The organism is Brevundimonas sp. UBA5713 (assembly GCF_002419815.1).
In the GTDB taxonomy this organism is placed as follows: domain Bacteria; phylum Pseudomonadota; class Alphaproteobacteria; order Caulobacterales; family Caulobacteraceae; genus Brevundimonas.
The window spans coordinates 1-8,970 of the sequence record NZ_DIGV01000056.1 but is presented as its reverse complement, the minus strand read 5'-3'; the positions used below and the strand labels follow the sequence as shown (position 1 = coordinate 8,970).

Annotated in this window: 9 protein-coding genes, 1 pseudogene, 1 riboswitch and 1 other annotated feature; of the genes and pseudogenes, 8 read left to right on the top strand and 2 right to left on the bottom strand. The window is 64.6% G+C overall.

What is annotated here, in order from left to right:
- On the top strand, nt 1–1,215 hold a 1,215-nt coding region (locus tag B3B04_RS13570; RefSeq protein ID WP_292043646.1), incomplete at its 5' end, for a PQQ-binding-like beta-propeller repeat protein.
- A 97-nt stretch (nt 1,216–1,312) separates the two neighbouring features.
- Here B3B04_RS13570 and proA read toward each other — a convergent pair.
- A pseudogene (gene proA / locus B3B04_RS13565) lies at nt 1,313–1,606 on the bottom strand (gamma-glutamyl-phosphate reductase); the annotation flags it as partial.
- A gap of 388 nt (nt 1,607–1,994) precedes the next feature.
- Between proA and B3B04_RS13560 the strand changes: the two are divergent.
- From B3B04_RS13560 to B3B04_RS13530, 7 genes are all read left to right on the top strand, one after another.
- Entirely contained in the window at nt 1,995–2,330 is a 336-nt protein-coding gene (locus B3B04_RS13560; protein WP_242915535.1) for an ArsR/SmtB family transcription factor, read from the top strand.
- Nucleotides 2,331–2,337: 7 nt separating this feature from the next.
- Nucleotides 2,338–2,760, top strand: coding sequence for an arsenate reductase (glutaredoxin) (gene arsC, locus B3B04_RS13555; RefSeq protein ID WP_242915537.1), 423 nt, complete (start codon nt 2,338–2,340; stop codon nt 2,758–2,760).
- Entirely contained in the window at nt 2,760–3,845 is a 1,086-nt protein-coding gene (arsB, locus tag B3B04_RS13550) for an ACR3 family arsenite efflux transporter (protein ID WP_242915539.1), read from the top strand. The genes arsC and arsB overlap by 1 nt, the downstream gene beginning before the upstream one ends.
- Nucleotides 3,845–4,285 (top strand): arsenic resistance N-acetyltransferase ArsN2, encoded by a 441-nt coding sequence (gene arsN2 / locus B3B04_RS13545; protein WP_248287025.1) that lies wholly within the window; start codon nt 3,845–3,847, stop codon nt 4,283–4,285. The genes arsB and arsN2 overlap by 1 nt, the downstream gene beginning before the upstream one ends.
- Complete coding sequence (arsH, locus tag B3B04_RS13540; protein WP_242915543.1) at nt 4,282–5,028, top strand: arsenical resistance protein ArsH; 747 nt, start codon at nt 4,282–4,284, stop codon at nt 5,026–5,028. The genes arsN2 and arsH overlap by 4 nt, the downstream gene beginning before the upstream one ends.
- 22 nt (nt 5,029–5,050) lie before the next feature.
- Entirely contained in the window at nt 5,051–6,292 is a 1,242-nt protein-coding gene (chrA, locus tag B3B04_RS13535) for a chromate efflux transporter (protein WP_242915545.1), read from the top strand.
- Between the two features lie 131 nt (nt 6,293–6,423).
- Nucleotides 6,424–6,485: a sequence feature (sul1 is cis-regulatory element that is thought to sense ions involved in sulfur or methionine metabolism; They are found in Alphaproteobacteria), on the top strand.
- A gap of 43 nt (nt 6,486–6,528) precedes the next feature.
- Nucleotides 6,529–8,004, top strand: coding sequence for a SulP family inorganic anion transporter (locus B3B04_RS13530; protein ID WP_313443580.1), 1,476 nt, complete (start codon nt 6,529–6,531; stop codon nt 8,002–8,004).
- A 158-nt stretch (nt 8,005–8,162) separates the two neighbouring features.
- Here B3B04_RS13530 and B3B04_RS13525 read toward each other — a convergent pair whose 3' ends face one another.
- Nucleotides 8,163–8,414 carry a hypothetical protein gene (locus B3B04_RS13525; protein ID WP_242915548.1) on the bottom strand — a complete coding sequence of 84 codons (252 nt, stop codon included), beginning with the start codon at nt 8,412–8,414 and terminating at the stop codon, nt 8,163–8,165.
- A gap of 184 nt (nt 8,415–8,598) precedes the next feature.
- A riboswitch (SAM-I-IV-variant riboswitch) is annotated at nt 8,599–8,702 on the top strand.
- The last annotated feature ends 268 nt before the right edge of the window (nt 8,703–8,970 follow it).

Genomic DNA, 8,970 nt, shown 5'->3' with positions numbered 1-8,970 from the left:
AATCTGGGTCTGGTCTATCTGCCGATGGGCAACTCCTCGGCCGACTACTGGTCCAGTTCGCGCCGCCCGCTGGAGAAGCAGTATTCGACCTCCATCGTCGCCCTGGACGTGACGACGGGCAAACCGCGCTGGCACTACCAGACCGTCCACAACGACGTGTGGGACTTCGACCACGGCTCGCAGGCGACGCTGATCGACTTCCCGACGGCGGCGGGCGTGGTACCGGCGCTGCTGGTGCCGACCAAGCAAGGCGACATGTACGTCTTCAACCGCGCCACCGGACAACTGCTGCACCGGGTCGAGGAACGGCCGGTGCCGACCACCGGCGGGACCGAACAGGGCCAGCGTTCGCCGACCCAGCCGTTCTCGCTGTTCGCCACCTTGCGCAAGCCGAACCTGGTCGAGGCCGACATGTGGGGCATGTCCCCGATCGACCAGATGTTCTGCCGCATCAACTTCAAGAAGGCGAACTATCAAGGCTATTACACCCCGCCCTCGACCAACCACTACATCAACTATCCGGGCTATAACGGCGGCTCGGACTGGGGCGGCGTGGCGGTCGATCCCGTGCGCGGCGTGATCGTGGCCAACTACAACGACATGCCCAACTACAACCGGCTGGTGCCGCGCGCCGAGGCCAATGCAAAGGGCTGGTTCCCGCGCGACGACCCGCGCTACATCGCCCAGCAGAAGGAAGCGGCCGAACGCGGCGGCAGCCTGTCCAAGGGCGAAGGCGCCGGCGACCCGCAGATCGGCGTGCCCTACGCCATCGACGTCAACGCCGGCTGGCGCGTGAAGTGGACGGGCCTGTTGTGCAAGGAGCCGCCCTATGGCGGGATCACCGCCATCGACATGCGTACCGGCCAGACCCTGTGGGACCGTCCGTTCGGCACGGCGCGCAAGAACGGCCCGTGGGGCATCCCCTCGATGCTTCCGCTGGAGATCGGCACGCCCAACAACGGCGGCGCGGTGGTGACGGCCAGCGGCCTGATCTTCATCGCCGCGGCGACCGACGACCTGATCCGCGCCATCGACATCGAGACCGGCAAGACCGTCTGGTCCGACGTCCTGCCCGCGGGCGGCCAGGCCAACCCCATGATCTACGAGCAGAACGGCCGCGAATACCTGGTCATCATGGCCGGCGGCCATCACTTCATGGAGACGCCGGAAGGCGACTATGTGATCGCCTATGCTCTGCCCGAGGGCAGAGCATAGGATTGCTCTGCGGGCCCATCGCGCTTCGCGCGGCTTGAGGCCCGGATGAGGTGAACGGCGAGGAGCCGGAGGCGGAGACGTCTCCGGCTTCCTGCTGTCACGGCCGGATCTGGCCCTGGCCGCGGACGACGTATTTGTAGGTGGTCAGCTGCTCGGCGCCGACGGGGCCGCGGGCGTGCAGGCGGTTGGTGGAGATGCCGATCTCGCCGCCGAAGCCGAACTCACCGCCGTCGGCGAACTGGGTGGAGGCGTTGACCAGGACGATGGCGCTGTCGACCTGGGCGGCGAAACGCTCGGCCGCCTCGGCGTCGGCGGTGACGATAGCCTCGGTGTGGCCCGAGCCGTAGCGGGCGATGTGGTGCACAGCGGAATCGACAAGAGCCGAGCTGATCGTCAAACCTGCAATAGACTGATCGAAAGCTCCGCGCTCCGCCTTGAGGCGTCCGTCTAGGATAATGACGAGGGCAAGATTGGCATCCTGAACCGCCTCTCCAGTGTCGGCATTTATCACGGCCATGATTGGGTCGGCGTATACCCCGAACCGCTCGGTGGCGGCTGTGTGAACAAGGGAGAAGTCCGCACGCGGCATATGCAGACTTGGTATAAATCATCTGAGGTCATGAACGGACTACCGCTCTGGTCGCGGGCGAAGTCCACTCCGAAGTGTGGCGACTTCGCAAATGCGCCAGAAGCGGCCTTTCTTATCCGCGCGCAAAGCCGACATTCATGAGCACTAGTTGGGCCTTTGACTCCGTTATTGATTCCATTATCTTGGAATCATGGAATCAGAAGCCGCCATTCTCGCCCTCGCCGCCCTGGCCCAGCCCACGCGGCTGGAGACCTTCCGCCTGCTGGTCCAGCATGAACCCGCTGGCCTGCCTGCCGGAGAGATCGCGGACGCACTGGCAGTGCCCGCCAACACCATGTCGGCGCACCTTGGGGTTCTGTCCCGCGCGGGCCTGATCAGCTCGGAGCGTCGCAGCCGCTCGATCATCTACCGCGCCGATCTGAGCCGCCTTCAGGCGCTTGTCGTCTTCCTGCTGAAGGACTGCTGCCAGGGCCGCGCCGACCTGTGCGAGCCGCTTCTGGCCGAACTCGCGCCCTGCCGCGCCTGAGGACCTCATGGACGTCGTCATCTATCACAACCCCGCCTGCGGGACGTCGCGCAACGCCCTGGCCCTGATCCGCCACGTCGGGATCGAGCCCCATGTCATCGAGTATCTGAAGACCCCGCCCAGCCGCGGGATGATCCTGGAGTTGGTCGAGCGTATGGGCGTTCCGTTGCACAGTCTGCTGCGCGAGAAGGGCACGCCCTTCGCCGAACTGGGCCTCGGCGATCCCGCCCTGTCCAACGATCAACTTCTGGACGCCGTCGAAACCCATCCGGTTCTGCTGAACCGTCCCATCGTCGTGTCGCCGCTGGGGGTGAAGCTGTGTCGCCCGTCCGAAGCGGTCCTCGACCTTCTGCCGTCGGAAGGGCTCAAGCCCTTCACCAAGGAGGACGGCGAAGTCGTCATCGACGCCGAGGGCCGGAGGGTCCGCTGATGGTTGACGCCGTGATTACTGACCAGCCAAAGCGCCGCCTGTCCTTCCTCGACCGTTGGCTGACACTGTGGATTTTCGCGGCCATGGCGCTGGGCGTGCTGCTGGGTGCGGTCGTGCCGGGCCTTCCCGCCTGGATCGACGGCCTGTCGGTCGGGACGACCAACATCCCCATCGCCATCGGCCTGATCCTGATGATGTATCCGCCGCTGGCGCGGGTGAAATACGAGGAACTGCCGCGCGTCTTCGCCGACAAGCGCGTGCTGCTGCTCTCCCTGTTCCAGAACTGGGTGCTGGGGCCGGTGCTGATGTTCGCGCTGGCGGTCATCTTCCTGCGCGACCAGCCGGAATACATGACCGGCGTCATCCTGATCGGTCTGGCCCGCTGCATCGCCATGGTGCTGGTCTGGAACCAGTTGGCGCGCGGCGACAACCAGTATGTGGCGGGCCTGGTCGCCTTCAACTCGATCTTCCAGATCGCCTTCTTCAGCCTCTACGCCTGGCTGTTCCTGACCGTGCTGCCGCCCCTGTTCGGACTGGAGAGCAGCGTGGTGGACGTCAGCGTCTGGACCATCGCCGGCGCCGTCCTGGTCTATCTGGGCTTGCCCTTCCTCGGCGGCTTCCTGACCCGGCGGGCGCTGGTCGCGAGCAAGGGGAGCGACTGGTACGAGACACGCTTCCTGCCGCGCATCGCGCCGGTCACCCTGATCGCCCTGCTCTTCACCATCGTCGCCATGTTCAGCCTCAAGGGCGGCGAGGTGGTCGCCCTGCCGCTGGACGCGCTGCGCATCGCCATCCCGCTGACGATCTACTTCTTCGTCATGTTCGTGGTCAGCTTCCTGATGGGACAGCTGATCGAGGCGGACTATCCGCGCACCACGGCCCTGGCGTTCACCGCCGCCTCTAACAACTTTGAACTGGCAATCGCCGTCGCCATCGCCGCCTTCGGGCTGGCGTCGCCGGTCGCATTCGCGGCGGTCATCGGCCCGCTGGTCGAGGTCCCGGTGCTGATCCTGCTGGTGTCGGTCGCCCTGTGGCTGGGCCGCCGCTACTTCCCCGCGACCGCCCCGAAGAAGGACGCCTGCTGATGGCCTTCAACGTCTCGGCGTTGCCCGAACCCACCGCCGACCTGATCGCCGCGCTGGAGGCTGCCGGACTGCCGACGGATGACCTCCACGAACCCGACCGGCGCTTCTTCCGCTTTGAGAATGGCGAGGGGCTGGTCGGCTACGGCGGGCTGGAGCAGGTCGGGCCCGACGTCCTGATCCGCTCCATCATCGTCCCTGACGGCCGTCGCGGCGGCGGTCACGGCGGGGCGATCCTGTCCTGGCTCGAAACTGAAGCCGCCCAGCAAGGCGCTGCCAGCCTCTATCTGCTCACGACCTCGGCCGCCGCCTTCTTCCAGCGGCGCGGCTACTCGGTCGCCCTTCGGTCAGCCGCGCCGCCCGCCATCGCCGCTTCTCGCCAGTTCAGCGGCCTGTGCCCGGCATCGGCGACCTTCATGTTCAAGGATCTGCGTATCCAATGACCCGCCTTCGCGACCTGCCCGATCCCGACCACCTGCCCGCGCTCGACCCGGCCTATCTGTCCAGCTGCCCCGCGCTGGGCCTCGGTCCGAACGACCATCCGCCGCGCATCCTGCTGCTCTACGGCTCGCTGCGGGATCGGTCCTTTTCCCGGCTGTGCGTCGAGGAGGCCGCCCGCCTTCTGCGCTTCATGGGCTGCGAGACGCGCATCTTCGATTCGTCCGACCTGCCGCTGACCGATCAGGTCGCCTACGACGATCATCCCGCCGTCCATGAACTGCGCGAGCACGCCCTGTGGTCGGAGGGCATGGTCTGGAGCAGCCCGGAGCGCCACGGCCAGATTTCCGGGATCATGAAGCTGCAGATCGATCACCTGCCGCTCAGCATGGGCGGCATGCGTCCGACCCAGGGCCGCACCCTGGCGGTCATGCAGGTCTCCGGCGGCTCGCAGAGTTTCAACGCCGTCAACACCCTGCGCCTGCTCGGCCGCTGGATGCGGATGATCACCATCCCCAACCAGTCCAGCGTCGCCAAGGCCTTCATGGAGTTCGACGACGACGGCCGCATGAAGTCGTCCAGCTACTATGATCGCATCGTCGACGTGATGGAGGAACTGGTGCGCTTCACCGTCCTGACCCGCGCCCATGCCGGCCAGTTGGTGGATCGCTATTCCGAGCGGAAGGCGTCAGGCGTGCCGATCGATGCGGCCAACGACCTGTCCGCGATCGCGACCAGGTCTGCGTAGCCTCAGGCTGGACTGTTAGAGAATGGCCACGGAAATCAGCGGCGAATCCAGCTCAGTCCACGGGTGCCCGAGCGCGCCACTGGCCGGTTCGCCGACAGAGGTCTTCGCGGTCTTCCTCAAGCTCGGCCTCACGTCGTTCGGCGGGCCCGTGGCGCACCTCGGCTATTTCCGGGACGAGTTGGTCTCGCGACGCCGTTGGATCGATGAAGCCGGATACGCCGACTTGGTCGCCATGTGCCAATTCCTGCCCGGCCCAGCCTCCAGCCAAGCGGGCTACGCCTTGGGCTTGTGGCGCGCCGGCCCATTGGGCGGCATTGCGGCATGGTGCGCCTTCACACTGCCGTCCGCCGCGCTCCTGGTCTTGTTCGCCGTGGGCGCAGCCTCGCTCAACGGTCCGGTTGGAATGGGCCTGCTGCATGGACTGAAGCTGGTGGCCGTGGCTGTGGTCGCTCAGGCGGTCTGGGGGATGGCCCGCACCCTGACCCCCGACTGGCAAAGAGCGGCTATCGGCCTAGCCGCTGTTGTAATCCTGATGTTGCTCGGCGGAGCGACAGGTCAGATCGTCGCCATCGTCATCGGCAGCCTGGCGGGGCTGCGCCTCTGCCGGACGACGAACGCCACATCAGCGTCGACTCCAAGCTTCCCGATTTCACGGCGCGCCGGCGCAACGGCCCTGGCCGTGTTCCTTCTGCTTCTGGCGGGCTTGCCGCTCGCCTCCATGGCGACAGGACTCCACGGCGTCGCCTTGCTGGACGTCTTCTATCGAGCCGGCACCTTCGTTTTCGGAGGCGGTCACGTCGTTCTGCCCCTGCTCGAAGAAGGCGTGGTGCAGCCCGGCTGGATCGATTCCAATGGCTTTCTTGCGGGCTATGGCGCGGCCCAAGCCGTACCGGGGCCGCTTTTCACCTTCGCCGCCTATCTGGGCGCCGCCATGGAGCCTTCTCCGAATGGATTGGCCGGGGCCGCCCTTTGTCTAGTGGCGATCTTCGCGCCGGGATTGCTGCTGGTGACAGGGGTGCTGCCGTTCTGGAGTCTGCTGCGCGCCCGACCGGCGGCCCAGGCGGCGATGCGCGGCGCGAACGCGGCAGTCGTCGGCATTCTGGCTTTCGCCCTCTATACCCCTGTAGGAACCGGCGCGATCCTGAGTGCGATCGACTTCTTCGTGGCGCTGGCGGGCTTTGTTCTGCTGACGGTGTGGAAGTGCCCACCATGGATAGTCGTTGCCCTGACCGCCGCAAGCGGGGTCGCCGTCGCATTGATTTGACACTAGCCGCACCCGTCGCGGGCACCTGAAACAGGCGGCCGCCCCCCGTCGATTCGTCCAAACCTCTTGCGCAGTGAACGTGACGGATCTTGCATTCAAAGCCCCGTAGCGGCATGCATGCCGTCGTTCACCTTGGACTCGGCGCCCCTGGGCTGCCGGGTGGCTATCCCGTCCGCCGATCCGTCGGGAAACTGAGCCGCCGCATGCGGCTCGTCCAAATGAAATCCTGAATGTCCATTATTGCATCCGCGCGCCAGCAATGGCTCGCCAACCCTCGCCGCGATTTGCTGGCGGGCACCGTCGTGGCGCTGGCCCTGATCCCGGAGGCCATCGCCTTCTCCATCATCGCCGGCGTCGATACCGCCGTGGGCCTTTACGCCAGCTTCGTCATCGCCGTGACCATCGCCTTCGTCGGTGGGCGACCCGCCATGATCTCGGCCGCGACCGGCGCCATGGCCCTGCTCATGGTTACGCTCGTCCGTGATCATGGCCTGGAATACCTGTTCGCCGCATCGATCCTGTGCGGCGTCTTTCAAATCATCATCGGCCTGCTGAAACTGGGCCGCTACATCCGCTTCGTCAGCCGCAGCGTCATGACCGGCTTCGTCAACTCTCTGGCCATCCTGATCTTCCTGGCTCAGATGCCGGAACTGATCGGCGCCAACTGGCAGACCTTCGCTCTGGTCGGCGCTGCCCTGGCCATCATCTACGGCTTCCCTCGCCTGACCAAGGCCGTGCCTTCGCCCCTGGTCGCCATCGTCCTGATCAGCGGCTTCGTGATGATGACCGGTCTGGATGTCCGCACGGTCGGCGACATGGGTCAAATGCCTTCATCCCTGCCGATCTTCCATCTGCCGGCCGTCCCGCTGGCCTGGGAGACCTTCGCCATTATCGCGCCAGTCTCGGCTACATTAGCCTTCGTCGGCCTGCTGGAAAGCCTGCTAACGGCGAACCTGATCGACGACCTGACTGACACCCCTTCAGACAAGGACCGCGAGACGCGCGGTCAGGGCATCGCCAACATCCTGTCGCCGCTGTTCGGCGGCATGGCGGGTTGCGCCATGATCGGCCAGTCGATCATCAATGTGACCTCCGGCGCGCGAGGCCGCCTGTCCACGCTATGGGCTGGCCTCTTCCTCTTGTTCCTGATCCTGGTGCTTCAGGATTGGGTGGCGCGGATACCCATGGCGGCTCTGGTGGCGGTGATGATCATGGTGTCCATCGGAACCTTCGACTGGGGCTCAGTCCTGAAGCTGCGCTCAACGCCGTTCCAGTCGTCCATCGTCATGATCGCCACGACGGCGACTGTCGTGGCCACCCATGATCTGTCCAAGGGCGTCGTCCTGGGCGTGATCCTCTCGGCCGTCTTCTTCATGCGCAAGGTCGGTAAGACCGTGGTCGTCGAAGAGATCGAAACGCCGGAAGACGGCGTGCTGCGCTACCGCGTGTCTGGGCAGTTGTTTTTCGCTTCGGCCGATGTCTTCGCCGCAGCCTTCGAACACCACGGCAGCCCCAGGCGCGTGGAGATCGATATGACCGACGCCCACCTGTGGGACCTGACAGGCGTCGCCGCTGTCGACAAGGTCGTTTTCCGTTATCGGAAGCAGGGGGCCGAAGTCGAGGTCATTGGCATGAACGCTGATGAACAGTCTCTAGTGGAGCGGGTGGGCCGTCACGACAAGAGCCATCTTCCCATCGGGCTGTCGCACTGATGAGCCCTCCTGAGAGGGTTCGTCATTCTTGCCCCAGTGGAAGGCTTTTCGTCGACCTATGGTCAGATGTCCTCGCCTATCCACGCTGATGTCGGCGACGCGCCAGGAGCGGTCCTTGGCTCCCTGACCAAAACCTCACATTTGCCTCCCCCGCGGTCTCAGAGCGGCAAAGCCTTCGCAAGACTGGCTTTCAGCTTCTCATCGGGTCCCAGAAGCGGCTTCGGCGGCGACGCTTCGGTCAGCCCCAGCATATTCGCCGCCGCATACATCAGCCGAAGACTGCCGTGGGCGCGGAACAAGTCCCACAAGCCGGCGAAGGCGGCGTCGCATCGGCCCGCTTCCTCGCGATCGCCTCTGATAGCCGCCGTCGCGAGCGCGGCGGCCTGTTCAGGAAACAGCCCGCCGGCCACGCTGTACTGATCTGCTCCCGGAAAACTCTAACTTCAGGTGATCCAGTTTCCCGGGAGCAGATCAAGATCACCTCGGACTCTCGTTATGGCTGGATGAGAAATGGGGGTCACGTCAGTGTGAAGCAAAAATTGTCCCCCATCTTTAGCTCCACTTGCCATGTAAGCTATTTCAGGGATATGCAGTGGAAATCATCAAGAGTTGGGTCGACACCCACACCAACCTGCCAGTCCGGGCAAGGTGGTTTGCGTAAGCAGATGTGGCTCAACTGAGCAACAAAGCGGAAGCTGTGTCGCCCCTCCAAATGGAGGTTCTTTAATGTCAACGACCGCAGTAAACAACGACCTCGTAGCAGCTTACAGTGCTACAAATTATCACGTCCTTTCGGATGACGGATTCTTCGTCCTTAAAATTGGTCAGCGATCACATGAGCTTGCCCACCGGTTCGTACTGACCGACCGGAGCGGAGCGACCTTCATTACAGCTGAAAATCCCTTCAGTCAGACTGTCACGGCAGAAGAAAACGCGGCCAACCAGGTGCTGACAAGTTAACTGGAT